Below are 19,278 nucleotides of genomic sequence, written 5' to 3' on the forward strand. Positions count from 1 at the left end.
ATGTGGTACAACAGTCGTCGCCTACATTCTTATCTGGATTACCAAAGTCCAAATAACTTTGAAGCGATGATAAACAATTTAGATATGGTTGCTTAACTGGGGTGACTGAATTTGGTTGACCAGGTCAAGTCTTGAGTCTATTGATTCAATGGCTCAAAAGCTCGTACAAGCAAACTATAAAGGTAAGGTGATTTGTGAATCTACTGGCCATTACCACTTGAAACTCGTATCAATATTTTCAAAATATGAACTCAACTTAATTGTTATTAACCCGCTTCTGTCGAGCAAACACAGTAAAGCCAATATTCGCAAGGTTAAAACCGATCCTGCCGATGCCGAAACATTAGCGACCATGTGTATTACGGAGAAAAACTTACCAAATCCAACCACGTTAGATGATAGTAACATATTGATTAGGTTGAAAATTGGTCAGTTATCATCTCTTGAAAAGTTCATTCAAAGGTTGCAGAGCAGTGTAAATATGTACCTAAGTACTTATGAAGGCCTAGAATTCAAAGAGAGCGATGTTCAACAGGAACTTGCTGAGACATTAGGCAAGTTGAAAAAGATAAAGAAGCGTATGATTGGAGAGCTTGAACGGCTTATTTGTACATTGGCAGAGAATGAAAAAGTGATAAGTGAGATACAAGAAATTCCAGGAGTATCTGAAATTACGGCTTCATTGATCAGTCAATTTGATACCGGTGTAAAAAATGCAAACTCGTGGGTTGCATATGTTGGCTATGATGTAAGCATTCGCCAAAGTGGCACTTGGAAAGGGAAAGGAAAATTAACTAAAAGAGGCAATAGCTATTTGCGCAAGAGACTGTTCAATGCTGCTTGGGGGGCAATGCAACATGATGATCATTTCAGAGCTTATTATGAGCAACTAAGAAATAATGGACGAAGCTACATTGCAGCCCTGTGTATTCTCGCTAAGAAGATATTGAGAATCGCATATCAGATAATGGTTAATCATAAAAAATATGATCCAAACATCGCGTTTTCAGCTTAAATATTTGACAAAAGCTTATAACAGGCATCCCTGAGGAGTTTAAGCGACATCAGGGACCTCATACGGTTGAAGCGTGCTTAAGTTAGATAAGCGGTTGGCGGGCTATCACTAAAAGAAAATGGCGCTCACCGCAAACAATTTCTCTACTTGATGGATGTATTTTTTATTTACCAGGAATAAAATTACATGATCGTCTGTTTGAATAACGGTAGTCGAATGGGCAATCAATACTTCTTCACCACGCACAATGGCACCAATGGTCGCACCCGGTGGTAATTTAATGTCTTGAATTTCACGGCCAATAACCTTTGATGATTGTTCATCACCATGCGCCACTATTTCTACGGCTTCAGCGGCGCCACGACGTAAACTGTAGGCGTTGACAATTCCGCCTTTACGGACATGGGTGAGTAACGCTGAAATTGTCGCTTGCTGCGGCGATACGGCAATATCCAAATCTAAAATATTACCGTGCACGATATCGTGGTATTCATTGCGTTGGATCAGCGCGATGGTTTTTCTGGCGCCACAACTTTTTGCCACCATGGAAGACATGATGTTTGCTTCATCGTCATTAGTGACGGCAATAAACGCATCAATCTGATCGATATGCTCTTCAACCAGTAATTCCTTATCTGAGGAGTCACCAACAAACACTAAGGTATTGTTTAATTCATTGGATAACTGTTCTGCCCGTTTGGGATTGTGCTCTATAATTTTCACTTGATGATTTTTTTCAAGAATTCTGGCCAAACCGGAACCAATATGGCCACCACCGGCAATCATAATACGTTTATAGGCTTTTTCCAGTTTTTGTAACTCGCTCATTACGGCTCGTATATGGCGAGTAGCGGCGATGAAAAATACCTCATCATCGGCTTCAATTACTGTGGTACCCAATGGCCTGATAGGTTTACCTTTACGATAAATTGCCGCCACTCGAGTATCAATATTTGGAATGTGATCGCGCAATGTTGACAGGGCATGACCAACCAGCAGGCCGCCATAGTAGGCTTTAATACCGACCAATGAGACTTTGCCGCCGGCAAATTCTCTTACTTGTAACGCCCCGGGATAATCAATTAAACGGGCTATGTCTTTGGTTACCAGCTGTTCTGGCGCGATGATGTGATCGACCGGAATGTCTTGGTTATGGAACAGCTTTTTTTTATGCTTTAAAATTTGCTCTGAACGGATACGGGCAATTTTAACCGGAGTACTAAAAATAGAAAAGGCGATTTGACACGACAGCATGTTGGTTGCATCATCGCTGGTCACGGCAATCAGCATATCGGCGTCTTCAGCACCGGCTTTCGCCAGAACATCAGGATGACTGCCTTGGCCGGTTACCACTTGTAAGTCCATTTTGTCTTGTAGCTCATGCAACTTTTCAGGATTCACATCAATAACTGTGATGTCATTTTGTTCACCAACCAGATCTTCAGCCAGTGTGCCACCTACTTGTCCTGCGCCTAAAATGATTATTTTCATTTGTCTTGTTACTACTTCTGCTCAAACTTATTGTTTTAATTATACGGATTGGTATTAACCGTTTTATGTTAACAACTTAGCACTTTTTGCTGAGTTTGGCATAATAAAAACCATCCATCGAGTTTTCTCCGGGGAGTATTTGCCAATCGTCACTTTCGCCTGCAACAGTTATCGATTCTAACTGGGCATCCGCGGTACTCGCCAGAAACTTTGCAATTTGCTGCTTGTTTTCTTCCGGCAATATTGAACAAGTGGCATAAATCATAGTGCCACCAGGTTTTAATAGTTGCCATATCGAGTTCATTATTTGTTGTTGTAAAATTACCAGTGCATCTATGTCAGTAGCACGTCTTAACCATTTGATATCTGGATTTTTTCTGATCACACCTGTGCCGGAACAAGGGGCATCGAGTAAAATACGATCAAACAAGTTGCCGTCAAACCAACTCTCCGGGTTTGCCGCATCGCCAGCAATCACTTTTGCCTGCAGACCTAAACGCGCCAAATTTTCTTCAACCCTAACCAGTCTCGATTGCTCGACATCAATTGCGGTCATCGCGTTGATCTCAGGGCAAAGCTCAAGGATATGACAGGTTTTACCGCCTGGTGCGGCACAACAGTCCAGTACATTGTCATTGGTTTGTGCCTGCAACAGTGGTGCCGCCATTTGTGCTGCACCATCTTGCACTGAGACCCAACCCTCGGCAAAGTTGGGTAACTTAGTGACATCAACAGCTTGCTCTAATAAAATCGCCTGGCTAAACTCTGCTACCTGCTTTACTGCGATATCTTGCTCTGCCAACAAGTTTAAATAATCTTCAACACTGGTTTTTTGTTGATTCACCCGCAACCACATCGGTGGACGTTCAAGGTTTTGCTGCAATATCTGTTGCCACTGCTCGGGGTAGCCAGCTTTGATTTTGTTAATAAACCAGCCAGGGTGGTTAAAGCGCACCGGATCAGGTAATGACTCTGGATTTTCTAATTCAGGTTCACGTTGATAACTGCGTAATACCGCATTCACCATGCCTTTTAAATGTTTATTTTTCAATATCGCGGTGGCAGCAACCGTTTCCGCTACGGCGGCGTGATCCGGAATTCGGGTAAATTTGATTTGGTAAATACCTACCATCATTAAAAAGTGAAACACCCGTTGTTTGCCGGTAAGCGGCTTTTTCACAAAGCGACGTACATGTTGCTCAAGTTCTGGTAAATAACGTAATACGCCATAACAAAGCTCTTGCAATAATCCTTTGTCTTTGCCGGATTCAATGAGTTGCTGCTGTTTCGGCAATTCTTCCGATAACGAGCGACCATTGTCTACCACCGCATATAAACAGCGAGCGGCGAGGGCGCGTACGTTTTTACTCATTAGGCGTTATCCACTGGGCTGTTAATCGAGCTGCCGCAAATGTGTGAGCCAACCTTAAACCAGTCAGCACGACCATTTAAAATATCGCTAACGGCTAGCGCCTTTTTGCCTGGCAGTTGTAAGCAGGTGAACTTTAATTGACCGTTACCGGTCGCGACACAGATACCTGATTTATCAACAGCGGTAATGAAGCCTGCTGCCATTGGGGCTGCCTCACTGATAACCTCGACCTGCCAAACCTTGATGCGATGCTCTTTGCCATTGTCGTTATAGGTAATTTGAGTGAACGGCCAGGGTTGAAAAGCTCTAATTTTTCTATCGAGAACGTCAGCGGCTAATGAGAAATCTAACTCTGCTTCGTCTTTCGTTAATTTATCAGCGTAATTGGCTAAAGTATTGTCTTGCGGCTCGGCGTGATGAGTACCGGCTGACATTTGCTCCATCGTATTTAATAATGCTTGCGGACCAAGCTCGGCCAGCTTTTGGTAAAGACTGGCTGAAGTATCGGTATTGGTAATAGGGCAACTTGCTTTGAATAACATCGCGCCAGTGTCTAAGCCCTTGTCCATTTGCATGATGGTAACGCCAGTTTCACAATCGCCCATTTGCAAAGAACGTTGAATCGGAGCCGCGCCACGCCAACGGGGCAATAACGAACCGTGAACATTGACACAGCCTAAGCGCGGAGTGTCTAGAATCACTTGCGGTAACAACAAACCATAGGCGACCACTACCATGACATCTGCTTGATAACGGGCCAGCGTTTGTTGTGCCTGTTCAGTTTTGAAATTAGTCGGTTGTTCAATGGCGATATCATGGGCTAACGCCAGTTGTTTAACGGCACAAGCTTGCAGCTTCTTACCGCGTCCAGCAGGTTTATCAGGAGGACAATATACCGCTTTAATATTATGCTGAGAGCTAATTAGTGCTTGCAAATGCTTGGCGGCAAAATCTGGCGTACCAGCAAAAATTATATTGAGAGGTGTAGACAAGTGGGTATACCTATTGCTATTTTTTGGAGTTATGCTTTTGCGTCTAAGCGAGCGGCTTTTTCAAGCTTGGCTTTAATGCGCTGACGCTTTAATGGCGATAAATAATCAATAAACAACACACCGTTTAAATGATCTATTTCGTGCTGAATACAAATGGCCAGTAACTCTTCTGCATCTAAGCTGAATTGTTCGCCGTGTTTATCTAATGCTGTTACTGTAACTTGGGTGTTTCGTTCCACTTTTGCGTATTGTCCAGGTACCGATAAGCAACCTTCTTCATTGATCATCAATTCGCCACTTTTTTCAGTGATCACCGGATTAATCAATACGATCGGTTCAGATTTATCGTCGCTGGTATCCATCACCACAATGCGTTGATGAATGTTAACTTGTGTCGCCGCAAGGCCAACACCGTTTTCTTCGTACATGGTTTCAAACATGTCGTCGATAATTTTTTTAGTGTCATCAGTGACTTCCGTTACATCAACAGCAACGGTTCTTAGGCGCTCATCTGGGAAGCGTAGTACATTTAATATAGTCATAATTTTTTGCAAAACAATTAGCGATAATTGAGATTGAGTGTTATGTTTTAATTTTAGCCATTATTTTATATGAATAATAGCGGTTTATACTCAGCAAGCAGAATATTATGCCTGCAAGAGATAAATAATTGCTCTAAATGGACCAAAAAGCATGCTGAATAAAATACTAATAACTATATTTTGTCTGTTTACCTCACTCCAACTATTGGCCGACGAGTTGGAAATTAAAGAAGATGCTCCGAAATCCTATATTGTACAAAAAGGCGATACGCTTTGGGATATTTCAGGCTTGTTTCTCAATGAACCATGGTTATGGCCGAAACTATGGCGACTAAATCCTGAAATTAATAATCCTCACCTTATTTATCCTGGCGATGAATTACGCTTGGTCTATGATGACCAAGGCCAGCCGATGCTGGTAAAAGGTAAACCAGAATTAACATGGTCACCAAGTACGAGAAAGCAGTTAAAAGATCAAAATCCGATCACCATATTGCCATTAGAACTGTTAGCGCCTTATTTAAATTATTCTACGATATTAACTGAGCACAATATCGATAATTCGCCATACATATTAGGTGGTGATGAAAAATATAAATCGAATATGGAAGGCGCCATAATTTACGTAAAAGGGGATTTAGTGGCAGGACAAAATTATGCCATTTATCATCAAGGCGATGAAATAATAGATCCTGAGTCGGGTGAACACTTAGGTTATCAGGCGATATTGGTTGGCACTGCAAAAGGCTTACGCAAGGGAGATGCCAAAAATAAACAGCCATCAGCAATGTTTTTAGAGAATTCAAAACGCGAAGTGAGAGCTGGTGATATCGTCGTTGCCGTGAATGAAGGGCAGTTGTTGCCAGCCTTTTATGCGATGCAAAGAGTGCAGAATAAAGAGTTGCACGCGCGTATGATCGGTTCTTATAATTTGACCCGCGAGTTTGGTAAATTTGAAATTGTGTTACTGAATAAGGGCGCAAATACCAATTTAAAAATGGGTGAAGTGTACGCCATTAATCGTAAAAGCCCGGGGGTAATTGTAACTGCAGATGGCCCCGTATACGAAGATGATGCACCTAGCTGGTATCGATTCACCAACTCCAGTGAAAACAGTATTACCATGCCAACAGAAAATATTGGCCATTTAATGGTGTTTAAAGTCATGGAAAAAACCAGCTTTGCGATAGTACTGTCTACCCGCAAGTCAGTTCAAATAGAAGATTTTGTAACCGCCCCGTAATGAGGGAAGATACCTGTCAGCATAAGCATATAGTTGACTCAGCACTTATGAAGATTGGTAAAAAGTAACAATAACTCAATCAGGGCATTTTCTTAAGGAAAAGAATGATGTCAACACAACTAAAAACACGACTGCATTACTGGTTAGCGATAAAACGGATCCCAAGGCTAGCCAGCAATATCAAAATTAACCTGGTGAACCAATATGGTCTGTCGGGCTTATTTGACTTGTCATCATCGGCATTGTCAGCGCTAGGTCTAAACGGCAATCAAGTTACAGCAATACTCTCGCCTGACTACGCCAGCATAGAATCCACCATTCAACGGTGTCATGCTGATAAAATAACCATTGTCGGCTTTGATGATGATAATTATCCGGCGTTATTAAAAGAAACGGCAAACCCGCCGGTGTTGTTATTTGGCCAAGGTAATTTAGCTTTATTAAATCAACCACAACTGGCTATTGTTGGTTCTCGCAGTGCCACAATATCGGCAAGAGAGCATGCAAAAACGTTTGCTATGCAACTTTCACAAAGTATGGTAATTACCTCGGGTTTGGCTCTGGGCATCGATGCGGCCGCGCACAGAGGCGCATTAAATGCTAAGCGATATACCATAGCGGTTGTTGGTACCGGTTTAGATATTGTTTATCCGGCGCGAAATAAAGCACTCGCCATTGATATTCTCGCCAATGGCGGTGCCATTATCAGTGAATATTTACCTGGCACTAAACCCAAGCCTGGTTGCTTCCCTAAGCGCAATCGGATCATTACCGGCATGAGTTTTGCGGTGTTTGTGGTTGAGGCACAGTTAAAGAGTGGCTCGCTCATTTCCGCAAGAATGGCGTTAGAGCAAAATAGAGAGGTTTTTGCCATGCCGGGAGCGATTAATAACCCGCAAAGCAAAGGCTGCCATAGCTTGATAAAGCAAGGAGCAGCTTTAGTTGATCAGCCTTCTGATATTTTATCTTTGTTAGATTTTCCCAATTTTGCTGGTCTGTATAGAAGTAATTCGCCAAAATCGAATAAAAAAGTTGAAAAAACTAACCAACAAAGCTTGTTTATCGACCCATTGTTAAGTAGTGTGGATTATGAAGCTACTTCCGTAGATATAGTAGTTTCTCGGAGTAATCTTCCCACAGAGGAGGTCTTAACCCGATTGATGGCGCTAGAGCTTAGAGGTCTGGTAACTGCGGTACCAGGAGGCTATATCAAAATGAACTGAAATAATAATATTTATATCAGGTTCAATCACTTAAAGGGGATGGTCATGTTCGATATACTTATGTATCTTTTTGAAAACTATATCCATAGTGAAGCCGAAGTCATGGTAGATCACGATATTCTTACCGATGAATTAACTCGTGCGGGTTTTCATCAGGACGAGATTTACAAAGCCTTATCGTGGCTGGAAAAATTGGCAGCATTACAAAACACCGATGCTTACCCATATTTAACCCGCAGACCCGGGATCTCGGTACGTATTTACACGCCAGAAGAAACAAAATTCCTTGATGTGGAAAGCCGGGGTTTTCTGATGTTTCTTGAGCAAGTAAACGTCCTCGATTTTACCACCCGTGAAATGGTTATCGATAGAGTGATGGAGCTTGATACCAACGACTTTAATATTGATGATTTAAAGTGGGTGGTATTAATGGTGCTGTTTAATGTGCCAGGCAAAGAGTCGGCGTATTCGCAAATGGAAGATTTAATCTTCGACGAATGTGACGGACCGTTGCATTAATTTACCCAGCTTTATGTCATAATAACTCACGCAATGGAGTTATTATGACTAAAGATACCAAACCGTTATTTTCTCAACACGAACACGCCCTGGAAAAAGCTTATGAAGTTTGCCCCGAGTGTGGCAGTGAGCTTGCCATAAAAAACTCCAAAGCCGGAGCATTTATTGGTTGTGTTAGCTATCCCAACTGTCATTACACTCGTCCTGTGGTCGAACAGGAAAAATTTGAAACACAAATTCTTGCCGGTAGCCAATGCCCGAAATGTGCACATGAACTGGCCGTTAAACAGGGTCGTTACGGTTTGTTTATCGGATGTACTAACTTTCCAGATTGCGACCATATTGAGCAAGAACAAAGTGAAGTTTACCAAGATGTCGTGTGCCCGAAATGTAAAAAAGGTCACTTAGCCGAAAAACAAAGCCGCTACGGCAAAACCTTTTACGCTTGTGATAATTACCCGAAATGCAAGTTTGCCGTCAATCACCATCCCGTTGCCGGTAGTTGTCAACAATGTGGCTTTGAATTGTTATTGGCTCGCACCATGGCTGCAGGCGATATCTTGCAATGTGCGGATAAGAAATGTGCTCATATTCAAAAATAGCGTAACTTGCGATAGCCAAAACAGGCGTTAAAGCAAAAAAAGACGCCAAAGCAAAAAGAGGCGCTAATGCGCCTCTTGTTAATATTGTAAGCGGTGATGATTGCGCAATCTCTATGCGCTTACTTTTCGCGTTAATTTAGCGGCAAATTCAGCTAAATCAGGATAAGCACCAGTATCTAAAATTTCACCTAGTTGCCCCAACTTAGTCGCAAGCTCGATTCCATTGTTGCCGCTTACATTGATGTGGCCCATTTTACGACCGGCACGCTTTTCTTTTCCATACCAGTGAATAGACACCCCAGCAATTGCCAGAATAGCTTCAGGCACAGAATCTTCCCCTAAGATGTTAACCATGGCTGTCGGCCGAATTAACTCAGTATTGCCTAAAGGCATATTGCAGATTGCTCGTAAGTGGTTTTCAAATTGGCAAGTATCGGCACCTTGTTGTGTCCAGTGGCCTGAGTTATGCACTCGTGGTGCAATTTCATTCACTAATAGCGAGTCTCCAACCTGAAAGAACTCAATGGCTAAAATACCGACGTAATCTAATGCCTGAGTTAACTTGCTAAAGACTTCAAAAGCTTGTTGCTGCAGGGCATCTTCAACAGGTAAGGCCAAAGAAACACTCAAGACACCATCGGTGTGATGATTTTCAGTAATCGGGTAAACGGCTACTTCACCTTTACTGTTACGGGCGCCGACAATCGATACTTCGCGATCAAATGGTACCATCTGTTCTGCCACAATCGCTTGCGGTACAGAGGTTTTAGCCTGTTTGATGAATTCCTCCATCTCTGACCAAATGGTCTCGGCTTGTGCCATAGATTTTAAGCGCCATTGACCCTTGCCGTCATAACCCTCTAATGCACTTTTGAAGATTATCGGTAAAGATAACTCGCCTAAGGCTGCCGTAAAGTCATCGTAATTTGCGATGATTTTATGCTTCGCGTTAGCCACATGGCAAGACTCAAGCAAGTCTTTTTCCAGACGACGATCACCGCCTATTTTGATCGCCTTGCTGCTAGGCAGTAATTTACCCGATGCCTGGCATTGCTCTAATACATCATGAGCCAAATGTTCGAACTCTGCAGTAATCACATCCGCGTTGTTGATACCTTGTTCAAGGCTACCCAATGTATATTCATTGGCTATTGGGTGTACTACATTATTTGTTCTTGGATCAAATGCGGTAATATCGAGGTTAAGCGGAGAACCCGCTAAATCCATCATTCGCGCCAATTGACCAGCGCCAAGCACAAGTACCTTTGTCATAACGTTTATTCTGCCGGGTTAGGATTATTCAGGATGTTTTCGGTTTGCGTTTTTCTAAACGCTTCAATATTGGCCATGATGCTCTCATCAAAGGTACCTAATATCTGAGCCGCTAACAAACCCGCATTGGCAGCACCTGCGGTACCAATAGCCAGAGTACCTACAGCAATACCTTTTGGCATTTGCACAATCGATAATAACGAGTCCTGACCACTTAAAGCTTTTGATTGTACCGGCACGCCTAATACCGGCAAGCTGGTATAAGCGGCACACATACCTGGTAAATGCGCTGCACCACCGGCACCGGCAATAATCACCTTAATGCCGCGCTCTTTTGCAGCTTCAGAATATTCTGCTAACAAATGCGGAGTACGATGTGCTGAAACAACTTTGGTTTCATATGGAACGTTTAATGAATCCAGCATTTCTGCCGCATGTTGCATGGTTGGCCAATCTGATTTTGACCCCATAATGATACCTACAGTCATTAAAGAATACCTTTGGGTTGTAATAAATGGGTACAAGTGTCGAGCCTAGGGCTCAAAAAATAAGCACGCATTATACCTTTGTTTAAACAAATCCCCAAATTTTCTCATTGAATTTATTTTGAATCGCCCATCAGCATTGCCAATGCAAGTAACGAGTTTTCTAATACTAAGGTTGAATTGATATTTTGGCAGCGGATCGCATAATTATGTTACTAATCACTTTTGCTAAATAGGTAATGTTATGTCAGACAAATATACAAATGGACTTGCGCAAGTGGCTGCCAACCAGCAAGCATTAAGTCCGGTCAACTTCCTTAAACGTACCGCCGAGTTATATCCGGAGAAAACCGCGATTATTCACGGCAGCGACAGATACACATATTTCGAGTATCAGCAAAATGTAAAACGCTTAGCCTCGGCCCTACAACAACGGGGAGTCAGGAAAGGCACCACGGTGTCGATCATGGCCGCCAATATCCCCGCATTTCTCGATGCTCACTTTGCCGTGCCCATGCTGGGAGCGGTACTTAATTCATTAAACACCCGTCTCGATGCCGATAATCTTGCTTTCATTCTCGATCATGCCGAATGTGATGTGCTATTAACCGACACTGCGTATGCTAAAGTGATGAAAAAAGCGGTGGCCTTATCCAGCAGAAATCCGCTGATCATTGATATTGATGATCCTCAATGTCAGGGAGGCGAGGGCATAGGTGAAATAGAATATCAACAGCTACTCGCCGAGGGTGATGCCGAATTCGTACCGGCGATGGTGGAAGATGAGTGGCAGGCGATGGCTCTCAATTATACTTCCGGCACAACCGGCAACCCGAAAGGCGTGGTATATTCACACCGGGGTGCCTATTTAAATGCCTTGGGCAATAATATGATTTGGCCATTGGATGAAAACTCGGTGTACTTATGGACACTGCCGATGTTTCATTGTAATGGCTGGTGCTTCCCCTGGACCGTGACCGCAATGGCGGCGACTCATGTCTGCTTGCGGCAAGTCGAAGTGACGGCGATCATCAACGCTATTGGTGAACATAAGGTGACTCATATGTGTGGTGCACCGATAGTACTGAATATGATCCTCAATGGTCCCGATGAGCTCACCAGTAAACTCAATTCGAATATAAAAGCGATGACCGCAGGCGCGCCACCGCCGGCTGCAGTGATAAAGGGCATGGAAAAATTGGGTTTTGATATCACTCAAACCTATGGCTTAACCGAAGTGTACGGCCCTTGTGTGGCCAGTTCGTGGAAACATGAATGGGATAAGTTAAGTGCGGATGAGCGGGCGGCATTGAAAGCCCGACAAGGCATTCGCTATCCTACTCAAGAAGATGTCGATGTGCTTGACCCGGAAACCATGCAGCCGGTGCCAAGTGATGCCGAAACCATTGGTGAGATAATGTTTCGTGGCAATACCACAATGAAAGGCTATTTAAAGAACCCAACAGCCACTGAGGAAGCATTCAAAGGTGGCTGGTTTCATTCCGGTGATTTGGCGGTGAAGCATCCCGACGGTTATTTGGAAATACGCGATCGCTCCAAAGATATTATTATCTCGGGAGGTGAAAATATATCGTCGGTGGAGGTTGAAGGCGTTCTTTATCGACACCCGGCCATTATGGAGGCGGCCGTTGTCGCCCGCAAAGATGATACCTGGGGCGAAACCCCATGTGCGTTTGTGTCCTTAAAACCCGGCGAACAGGCCACCCAAAGTGAGATTATAGCTTTTTGTAAAAGCAATATGGCTTCTTTTAAATGCCCAAAAACCATAGTCTTTGCCGACTTACCAAAAACGTCAACCGGTAAAATTCAAAAATTTATTTTAAGAGAAAAAGTAAAGAACCTGTTTGAGCAAGAGGCTGAAGCTCTTTAGCAGCGAGAGTAAAAATTGCTGTAAAACTATTAAATGCGGTCATCGCCTAAAGCAGCTATAATGACCGCATTTTTATAGCTAGCCTATTCATTTTATGACTGTAGAACAGCACCATTCAACTTCGACCAGCAATTTCTCCTCTGCGATTGAGGCATACCAGCAAGGTGGTATCATTGCTTATCCCACTGAAGCCGTTTTTGGTTTAGGCTGCGATCCCGATAATCAAGCCGCCGTTAACAAACTATTAGCACTCAAACAGCGACCGGTGGAGAAAGGGCTAATTTTACTTGCCGCTAACTATTCGCAATTATTACCCTATGTCGATGATCAGTGTATTTCGCAAGACAAACGATTTGCCGTGTTGTCGCGTTGGCCTGATGGTGTTACTCAGGTGATGCCGGCGAATAAAGCGATTGCAAAATATCTTACCGGTAAGTTTGATACCATTGCCGTTCGAGTCACTAGCCAGCCCGATGTGGTGACTTTATGCAATGCCTTAAATAAGCCGATTGTCTCAACCAGTGCCAATTTTTCAGGACAACAGCCAGCACAAACCTGGCAGCAGGTAGAGCAGGATATGGGCGCTAACATCGATTTTCTAATAAAAGGCCAAACTTTAGGTTATAGCCAACCATCCACCATTATCAATGCGCTTACAGGAGATGTATACCGATCATGAACCAAGTAAATATCGAGCAAGTCATCGACTTTTTAACATCGTTACAAGATAGAATTTGTGATGCCTTGGAACAAGCCGATGGCAGTGCAACATTTGTCGAAGATAATTGGCAACGCGAAGAAGGTGGCGGTGGCCGCACTCGGGTGTTAACTGACGGTACTGTGATTGAACAAGGTGGTGTTAATTTTTCACGGGTAAGCGGGGATAAGTTACCTCCTTCCGCTACAGCCCACAGGCCCGAACTTGCCGGTCGAACTTGGCAAGCGTGTGGTGTGTCTTTAGTTATTCACCCGAAAAATCCACATATTCCGACCTCGCACGCCAACGTTAGATTCTTTATTGCCGAAAAAGAAGGCGAAGAGCCGGTGTGGTGGTTTGGTGGTGGCTTTGATTTAACGCCATTTTATCCGGTGATTGATGACGTCATCCATTGGCATCAAACCGCCGCGGATTTATGCAAACCATTTGGTGACAATGTCTACGATGAACATAAAAAGTGGTGTGATGAATATTTTTATTTGAAACATCGGGATGAAACCCGTGGCGTTGGCGGTTTATTCTTTGATGATTTAAATGATTGGGGCTTTGATAAGTGTTTCGATTACATTAAAGCTATTGGTCAAGGCTTTATTGATGCATACGTACCTATAATCAATAAACGCAAAGATGTTCCGTTCACTGAACAGCAACGTCAGTTTCAATTATACCGTCGCGGTCGCTACGTGGAATTTAACCTGGTGTTCGACAGAGGCACATTATTTGGTTTGCAATCGGGTGGCCGTACAGAGTCAATTTTAATGTCAATGCCGCCATTGGCTCGCTGGCAATATAACTACCAACCTGAAGCGGGAAGTCAGGAAGCTGAACTCTATGAGCATTATTTAAAGCCACAAAGCTGGCTATAATTCTAATCTGTGTAAGTACACGACAAACTGAAAAGTAAAAGCTCCCTTTGCAACTGCAAGGGAGCTTGTTTTCTGTTATTTATTGAAGCGTCTTAATTCTTCCATTGCCGCCAACACATTTTTCATATTTAGTTTGGCATCCGGCAACTCCTGATAGTTGCGGTCAAAAATAGTGAAATTACCTAAACGGTCCAACTCATTTAATTGCTGTTTATCTTTAATGGCATAATAGCCATCGCGACCTAACAACAGCCAATCATGCGACTGTTTATTAAATAACGACTGGCCACTACTATAATCTTTACTGTCATTACTACAGCCTAAGGCATTGGTCATCACCGTTGGTGCAATGTCGTAGTGACTGGTTTCGCCCTGATAAAAATCTTGCTCGGCATTTGGCCAGTAGATAATTAATGGTACCCGCGTTTGGTATTGGGAATAATTACTGTTGTGTCCCCAGAATCCTTTGTTGCTGTCATTAAACTCTTTGCCATGATCGCCGGTGATAATGATAATGGTGTTATTAATATCGTTACCTAACTGGCTAATGACCCGTTTGATCTGCTGATCGATAAAGTGGAGAGAGTTTTTATATAGGTTGATAAATGGCTCAGCATCATAATCATCATTTAATGCCATATAGTTAATGTCATCGAGAGAAGGCTGATATTTACGCTGAAAATCTTTCGGGATCGAAAACCCATGGGCAGCATCATAAAGCATGAAAGCAAAGAATGGCTTGTCATCGTCTTTATTACGGTGCCAGTCGATGAAATCTTTAGTGATATCCAAATCCCGTTGATAGGGTTTATCGCCTTTCGAATGCGTTCTTAAATTATCAACATTACTGAACAAGGTTTGATCAAACTCAGGGCTGGTAAGTTTCGCACTGGCAAAAATACCGGTTTGATAGTCTTGTTGTTTTAACACATTCATCATTACCGGGCTGCGTTGTAAATCCAGTATCGGTTGCCAATAATGACCAGGTATCGCATAAAATAAACTGAACATGCCGTGGCGGGTGTTGTTACTGCCGCTGTAGTGTTCGGTAAAATGATTACCCATTTTCGCAATATCATAAATGCTCGGCGTCATTGTCTCATCCATCATATCACTGCGCCATGAATCTAAAGTAAGCAGCAAGATGTTTTTAGGCTGTGTCGGCGCCTGGCATTGCAGGGTGTGCAGTGGGTAGTTGATCGCCGATTTTATTTTCTTTTGTTTCAGTAACGCTTGCTGTTTTTGCGCTTCGATATTTACCACACCAAATTTTGCCATAAAACTTTTTGCCGTTAACGGAAACGAAATGGGCAAATAACGAGCTTGCTGGGTAATGTTTTTTTCAAACATCGCATCTGCCCAGGTATGGATGCCGTGGCCAGTAAGTAATAATAGCGCCCAAATTTTTAAAATTGGTTTTATAGAGAAGGTTAACTGAGCATATTTGCGCCAGAGAAATTCACTGAGAAATATTTGTATGGCAAAGAAAGTTATAATGATCATGGCGATCATCGCCCACAACTGCCATGAGAAACTAAATATTTCCGTACCGCCTTCTACCATTAATTCAAAGACAATGCCATTGAAATGAAAGCGGTATTGTTGATAGACAAACGTATCTGCCAGTAATAAAGATAGGGTGAGTGATACCAAAATGATGGCCACTGCTCTTATCGCGAAAGCATTTCTAATTATTTTTGTTAATAAATGCAAAGCACTACTAAGCAGCAACGTTAATAACCCCAGATGGGCAATGGCGTAAGTCAATAAAAACACGCCAGACAGTATCGTTGCCGGGTATGGATTAGGCGTTAAATATCGTAATGCTACCAGTAAAGCGAAAATAAAATTCAATAATAAATATCGATTAAGCCAGCTATGGGTATTTTTTGTCAGTTCTGAATTCATATAAATAGTTTTATGTTATCAAGTCGTTTATATTTTTTTTGATTTACATCAAAGACCACAGTTTCTTTATGGTTAAACTGCACCAAAAAATAACCACAAAGATACTAGGGAAATCCCATGAAAAAGAATTTAATCAGTTTAGCTATCGTATCAATGTTAGCAAGTAACGCCGCCGTAGCTTCATCTTACCAAGCCGGTGATTTTGTTGTCCGCGGTGGTGCTACTATGGTTAGCCCTGATGACAGTAAATCGGCAGTCCTATTAGGAGGCGCTGATTCAACCATGTCCATTAGTGTTGACGATAATACCCAATTGGGTCTTAATTTTGTATACTTTTTTGACAGTAATTGGGCTGTTGAATTGTTAGCGGCAACACCTTTTACTCATGAAGTTACTATTCATGATCCTAATGCGGTTTTAGGCGTTGATGGAGTGACTTTAGGTGAAGTATCGCAATTACCTCCGACATTAAGTGCGCTCTATTATTTTGATACCGGGACAAACTTCAAACCATATCTTGGTGCCGGCCTTAACTACACAATCTTTTTTGATGAAGATTTTAAATCAGGTCCAGAAAGCTTAGGGCTTAGTGATTTAGAATTGGATGGCTCATTTGGATTTGCTGTGCAAATTGGTGCAGATTATCAAATAAATGATAAATGGCATGTTAATGCGTCGGCTCGGTACATTGATATAAATACAGATGCCACTTTTGATGTTGCTGGAGACAGTATTGGTAAAGCCGAAGTCGATGTAGACCCAATGGTTTACTCGTTAATGCTAGGCTACAAATTCTAAGGCCATCAGGCGAGTCGGTTAACTATCGGTTTTGTTCTACTACTTGCAGAAAAATATAACAGCCCGTTATAGTTTCACTATTACGGGCTGTTTTTTATTCCAATCTATATTTTAATTGGTTAATCTAGGCAAAATCCTTTTTTAGTAACCGTTATGGATAAGTATCTCGTTTTTGGCAACCCAATTGCTCAATCCAAATCTCCGGCAATTCACCAAATGTTTGCCGAGCAAACGAAACAATCGATGCATTATGATAAGTTTTTATCTAACGTAGATGATTTTGTAAAAGACATTGAGTCTTTCCAGCTTGCTGGGGGTAAAGGTGCCAATATAACCGCGCCTTTTAAAGAACAAGCTATGGAGATGTGTGATCAACTATCCAGTAGAGCTCAGGCTGCGGGCGCCGTAAATACATTAACTTTTTCAAAGCAGGGCATCACCGGAGATAACACCGACGGTGTCGGTTTAGTGAATGATTTACTCGCTCAACAAGTGGTGTTGGCAGGGACGAAAGTATTGTTGATGGGCGCTGGCGGTGCATCAAGAGGTGTTATTTTGCCACTGTTAGCACAAAACCCTGAGCAATTAATCATAGTGAACCGCACTACGGAAAAAGCAATACAATTAGCAAAACGCTTTGACGACCCGAGATTAACGGTGATAAATTTTGCTGAAACAGAGAAACATAGCTTCGATGTTATCATTAATGCCACTTCAGCAAGTTTATCTGCAAATTTACCCGCGTTAAGTGCCAATGCGATCACCGCGCACACGGTTTGCTACGACATGGTCTATGGCAAACAACTCAGCCCATTCTTAATTTGGTGCCAACAACAAGGGGCAAAGCAAGTGATAGATGGGTTAGGTATGTTGGTTGGCCAAGCGGCAGAAAGCTTTTATTTATGGCGCAAAGTAAATCCTGATCCATTACCAATAATGCAAGCGATACGTAATCAGTTAAGCGCATAAAGTTATTCATTGGCATTAAACATCTGTTTTGAGAGGGTTAAAATGAACCAGGCAATTTTATTTAATGATGACCACTTATTTTTGCAAGATCAGCAGATGTGGCGCTTTACCGGTCTTATTGCTGGCGATCGAATCACAATTTATATTAAAGCTAATAACAATGTACTAACCCTGGCGATGAAATTAAACTTTGAAGAGCTTGTGGAAGACTATTTAGAAGATGAAGAGCCAAATAGCCATAATGAAATTTGGCTCTAATGCATTATACAAAATGGTAATAGTTATCAGAATGAATAGGTATTGCCCGTATCTTCAATATATTCATTCTTTAATAAAACATAATTGGCGTTGGTCGCTTTTAAAAACTCAAGTTCATTGCTTTTAAGAGCTCGGCTTTGTTTTACTGGGTTGCCAACGTATAAATAACCCGCTTCAAGATTTTGATTTGGCGGAACCAATGAACCAGCACCAATAATGATGTCATTGCCAACAACAGCACCATCCATCACAATAGCGCCCATGCCAACCAATATCCTTGAGCCTAAGGTGCAACCATGTAACATCACTTTGTGACCAACAGTGACCTGTTCGCCGATAATCAACGGGTTTCCATCCGGATTTGCCTGGCTTTTACGAGTAACATGCAAAACACTACCATCTTGAATATTAGAAGCCTTACCAATTGAAATATGGTTTACATCACCTCTAACAACAACTAATGGCCAGATACTAACATCGTCAGCGAGTGTAACATCACCAATAACCACACTTGTGGCATCTACATAAACCTTTTCTCCAATATTGGGTTTAATTCCCCGATAAGGCCGGATATTTGAAATATTCATAAATAAAGTCTCCACACAAATTATTTCGTCATAATATCTAAAATATAGCTGAAACTAAATATCTGAGCCGATAAATGCTCAATAAACGGCTAAGTTTTATAAACGGTGGTTAAAGTTGAAAAATGTAGCAAATGGTTGAATAAAACAGCTCATGCCATTTACAAACAGTGTAGATCCAGTAACGGTTGTGCATAAACTATACGATAAACCAATAAATACAATTAATTTTAAAAAAGGGGTTGACGGCAGCGCAAAAATCCCTAAAATGCGCATCCACTTCCTAGGGACATCCCAACGAAGCGTTTTGATAAGTTAAGTCAGCCAATAAGCTTATTTAACTCCAACAAAACTTTTGAAAAACTTTTCAAAAAGTAGTTGACATCAAAACTGAGATGCGTAGAATGCGCATCCTACTTAAGGCAAGCACAGCGCGCCTTACAGTACTAAAGAGCAGCGAATGCGACTGACTCTTTCCATAAGTTTTCAACTTATGATTCTTTAACAATTAGTTATCATGCAATTTGTGT

The 19,278-nt window shown here is 42.2% G+C and carries 19 protein-coding genes; 11 read left to right on the plus strand and 8 right to left on the minus strand.

Annotation, left to right across the window (positions count from 1 at the left end; all coding sequences use genetic code 11):
- Positions 1-115: 115 nt before the first annotated feature.
- Entirely contained in the window at positions 116-1,015 is a 900-nt protein-coding gene (locus ND16A_RS01835) for a transposase (protein WP_268746324.1), read from the plus strand.
- A 108-nt stretch (positions 1,016-1,123) separates the two neighbouring features.
- On the opposite strand, the gene trkA is transcribed toward ND16A_RS01835, so the two are convergent.
- The 4 genes from trkA to def all read right to left on the minus strand — a co-directional run bounded on the left by trkA (position 1,124) and on the right by def (position 5,412).
- Positions 1,124-2,506: a Trk system potassium transporter TrkA gene (gene trkA, locus ND16A_RS01830; RefSeq protein ID WP_033079157.1), complete on the minus strand. Its 1,383-nt coding sequence runs from the start codon at positions 2,504-2,506 to the stop codon at positions 1,124-1,126.
- 76 nt (positions 2,507-2,582) lie between these two features.
- Positions 2,583-3,878 carry a 16S rRNA (cytosine(967)-C(5))-methyltransferase RsmB gene (gene rsmB / locus ND16A_RS01825; protein ID WP_033079158.1) on the minus strand — a complete coding sequence of 432 codons (1,296 nt, stop codon included), beginning with the start codon at positions 3,876-3,878 and terminating at the stop codon, positions 2,583-2,585.
- A complete protein-coding gene (fmt, locus tag ND16A_RS01820; protein WP_033079159.1) occupies positions 3,878-4,870 on the minus strand; it encodes a methionyl-tRNA formyltransferase in 993 nt (330 codons plus the stop codon). Before fmt ends, rsmB begins: the two co-directional genes overlap by 1 nt.
- A 29-nt stretch (positions 4,871-4,899) precedes the next feature.
- Positions 4,900-5,412: a peptide deformylase gene (def, locus tag ND16A_RS01815; RefSeq protein WP_033079160.1), complete on the minus strand. Its 513-nt coding sequence runs from the start codon at positions 5,410-5,412 to the stop codon at positions 4,900-4,902.
- Positions 5,413-5,563: 151 nt separating this feature from the next.
- On the opposite strand from def, the gene ND16A_RS01810 reads away from it, so the two are divergent.
- The 4 genes from ND16A_RS01810 (at position 5,564) to ND16A_RS01795 (ending at position 8,999) form a co-directional block, all read left to right on the plus strand.
- Entirely contained in the window at positions 5,564-6,655 is a 1,092-nt protein-coding gene (locus ND16A_RS01810; protein WP_033079161.1) for a LysM peptidoglycan-binding domain-containing protein, read from the plus strand.
- Between the two features lie 104 nt (positions 6,656-6,759).
- A complete protein-coding gene (gene dprA / locus ND16A_RS01805) occupies positions 6,760-7,878 on the plus strand; it encodes a DNA-processing protein DprA (RefSeq protein ID WP_235282242.1) in 1,119 nt (372 codons plus the stop codon).
- 45 nt (positions 7,879-7,923) lie between these two features.
- Complete coding sequence (locus ND16A_RS01800; protein ID WP_033079163.1) at positions 7,924-8,397, plus strand: DUF494 family protein; 474 nt, start codon at positions 7,924-7,926, stop codon at positions 8,395-8,397.
- 44 nt (positions 8,398-8,441) lie between these two features.
- Positions 8,442-8,999: a DNA topoisomerase family protein gene (locus tag ND16A_RS01795; RefSeq protein WP_033079164.1), complete on the plus strand. Its 558-nt coding sequence runs from the start codon at positions 8,442-8,444 to the stop codon at positions 8,997-8,999.
- A gap of 111 nt (positions 9,000-9,110) precedes the next feature.
- Here ND16A_RS01795 and ND16A_RS01790 read toward each other — a convergent pair whose 3' ends face one another.
- Positions 9,111-10,271: a 5-(carboxyamino)imidazole ribonucleotide synthase gene (locus tag ND16A_RS01790; protein WP_033079165.1), complete on the minus strand. Its 1,161-nt coding sequence runs from the start codon at positions 10,269-10,271 to the stop codon at positions 9,111-9,113.
- Positions 10,272-10,276: 5 nt separating this feature from the next.
- Entirely contained in the window at positions 10,277-10,759 is a 483-nt protein-coding gene (gene purE, locus ND16A_RS01785; RefSeq protein ID WP_033079166.1) for a 5-(carboxyamino)imidazole ribonucleotide mutase, read from the minus strand.
- A 241-nt stretch (positions 10,760-11,000) separates the two neighbouring features.
- Here purE and ND16A_RS01780 point away from each other — a divergent pair, with 241 nt between their 5' ends.
- From ND16A_RS01780 to hemF, 3 genes are all read left to right on the plus strand, one after another.
- On the plus strand, positions 11,001-12,647 hold the full coding sequence (locus ND16A_RS01780; RefSeq protein WP_033079167.1) for an acyl-CoA synthetase: 1,647 nt from the start codon (positions 11,001-11,003) through the stop codon (positions 12,645-12,647).
- Between the two features lie 94 nt (positions 12,648-12,741).
- Positions 12,742-13,326: an L-threonylcarbamoyladenylate synthase gene (locus ND16A_RS01775; protein WP_052073307.1), complete on the plus strand. Its 585-nt coding sequence runs from the start codon at positions 12,742-12,744 to the stop codon at positions 13,324-13,326.
- Positions 13,323-14,231, plus strand: coding sequence for an oxygen-dependent coproporphyrinogen oxidase (gene hemF, locus ND16A_RS01770; protein ID WP_033079168.1), 909 nt, complete (start codon positions 13,323-13,325; stop codon positions 14,229-14,231). Before ND16A_RS01775 ends, hemF begins: the two co-directional genes overlap by 4 nt.
- 75 nt (positions 14,232-14,306) lie before the next feature.
- On the opposite strand, the gene ND16A_RS01765 is transcribed toward hemF, so the two are convergent.
- Positions 14,307-16,139 (minus strand): DUF3413 domain-containing protein, encoded by a 1,833-nt coding sequence (locus ND16A_RS01765; protein WP_033079169.1) that lies wholly within the window; start codon positions 16,137-16,139, stop codon positions 14,307-14,309.
- 117 nt (positions 16,140-16,256) lie between these two features.
- On the opposite strand from ND16A_RS01765, the gene ND16A_RS01760 reads away from it, so the two are divergent.
- From ND16A_RS01760 to ND16A_RS01750, 3 genes are all read left to right on the plus strand, one after another.
- The gene (locus ND16A_RS01760; protein ID WP_033079170.1) at positions 16,257-16,937 is read left to right on the plus strand and encodes an OmpW/AlkL family protein; all 681 of its coding nucleotides are present in this window, start codon (positions 16,257-16,259) and stop codon (positions 16,935-16,937) included.
- A 153-nt stretch (positions 16,938-17,090) separates the two neighbouring features.
- Positions 17,091-17,906 carry a shikimate dehydrogenase gene (gene aroE, locus ND16A_RS01755; protein ID WP_033079171.1) on the plus strand — a complete coding sequence of 272 codons (816 nt, stop codon included), beginning with the start codon at positions 17,091-17,093 and terminating at the stop codon, positions 17,904-17,906.
- A gap of 42 nt (positions 17,907-17,948) precedes the next feature.
- Complete coding sequence (locus tag ND16A_RS01750; RefSeq protein ID WP_033079172.1) at positions 17,949-18,164, plus strand: hypothetical protein; 216 nt, start codon at positions 17,949-17,951, stop codon at positions 18,162-18,164.
- 26 nt (positions 18,165-18,190) lie between these two features.
- Here the strand turns inward: ND16A_RS01750 and ND16A_RS01745 are convergent, their stop codons facing one another.
- Positions 18,191-18,751, minus strand: coding sequence for a gamma carbonic anhydrase family protein (locus tag ND16A_RS01745; RefSeq protein ID WP_033079173.1), 561 nt, complete (start codon positions 18,749-18,751; stop codon positions 18,191-18,193).
- Positions 18,752-19,278 lie beyond the last annotated feature (527 nt).

The sequence above is a fragment of the Thalassotalea sp. ND16A genome, from assembly GCF_000764205.1.
Lineage (GTDB): Bacteria > Pseudomonadota > Gammaproteobacteria > Enterobacterales > Alteromonadaceae > Thalassotalea_A.